Origin of the sequence: Bradyrhizobium sp. SHOUNA76, assembly GCF_023006445.1 — a bacterium.
Lineage (GTDB): Bacteria > Pseudomonadota > Alphaproteobacteria > Rhizobiales > Xanthobacteraceae > Bradyrhizobium.
The window spans coordinates 1-1409 of record NZ_JALBHA010000882.1; the positions used below are offsets into that span (position 1 = coordinate 1).

Genomic DNA, 1409 nt, shown 5'->3' on the forward strand with positions numbered 1-1409 from the left:
CGGGCCACCTCGGCCGGCGACAGGCCGATCAGGTTCAGCCGGTCCTGATCCGGGACGAAGCGAAGCACGGGCGTGCGATCGCCCCAATCCCGATTTGCCTGCCGCGCGTCCGGAACGCCGCGCATGATCTCGAGGGCCTTTTGAGAGATCGCATACAATTGCGCGGGATCGGGTCCCATGACCCGGAACTCCACCGGGAACGGCGTGTAGGGTCCGAACACGAGCTGGGTGACGCGCACATTGGCCTCGGCTGCAAGGCCCTGCGACACGGCCTGTCGGAGCCGGTGCTTCAAAACCTCGCGCGCTTCCGCATCAGGCGTCAGGACCACGATCTTGGCGAAGGCCGGATCGGGCAGCTCGGGCGCCATCGCGAAGAAGAAGCGCGGCGCACCCTGACCGACATAGCTCGTGATGATCTTGGCCTCGGATTGATCGTGCAGCCAGCCCTCGAGCTTCTCGACGGTGGCGGTCGTCGTCTCGATGCTGGTGCCTTCCGGCAGACGAACCTCCACCAGCACTTCCGGGCGGTCGGAGGTCGGGAAGAACTGCTGCTTGACGCCGCCCATGCCGACGACGGAAAGCGCGAAGGCGACGGCGACGACGCTGCAGGTCACGAACTTGTGGCGGACCGCGAAGGTGATGAGCCCGCGCAGGCGCTGATAATTGGGCGTGCCGTAGATGGCGTGGTGACCGCCTTCGACCGGCTTGATCGCGGGCAGCATCTTGACGCCGAGATAGGGCGTGAAGATCACCGCGACGATCCAGGAGACGATGAGGGCAAAGCCCACGACCCAGAAGATGTTGCCGGCATATTCGCCGGCGGTGGAGCGGGCGAAACCCACCGGCAAAAAGCCTGCGATCGTCACCAGCGTTCCCGACAGCATCGGCGCCGCGGTGTGGCTCCACGCATAGGCGGCCGCCGAGATGCGGTCCATGCCCTCTTCCATCTTCACCACCATCACCTCGATCGCGATGATGGCGTCGTCGACGAGGAGGCCGAGTGCCAGGATCAGGGCGCCGAGCGTGATGCGGTCGAAGAACCGGCCGGTCTCCAGCATGATCAGGAACACGACGGCGAGCGTCAGGGGAACGGCAGCCGCGACCACGATGCCGACGCGCCAGCCGAGGCTGAGCAGGCTCACCAGCAGCACCACGCCGAGCGCCATTGCGAACTTCATCATGAACTCGTCGACCGCCGAGGTGATGTTGACGGCCTGGTCGCTGACCTTGGCCAGGGACATCCCGAGCGGCAGCGTCCGGGCGATGGCTGCGGACCTCTCCTCCAGCGCCTTGCCGAGCGCCAGACCATTCCAGCCCTCCTGCATCACCGCTGCGAGCATGATGGTGGGCTCACCCTGGTGCCTGATGATGTAGGTGGGAGGATCCTCGTAGCCGCGGCGGACCTCGGC

Annotated in this window: 1 protein-coding gene; it reads right to left on the minus strand. The window is 66.1% G+C overall.

The annotated features are described in order from the left end of the window. Window positions 1–1409: efflux RND transporter permease subunit (locus MOV74_RS38210; protein WP_246932688.1), on the minus strand; the 1409-nt coding region annotated here is incomplete at both ends.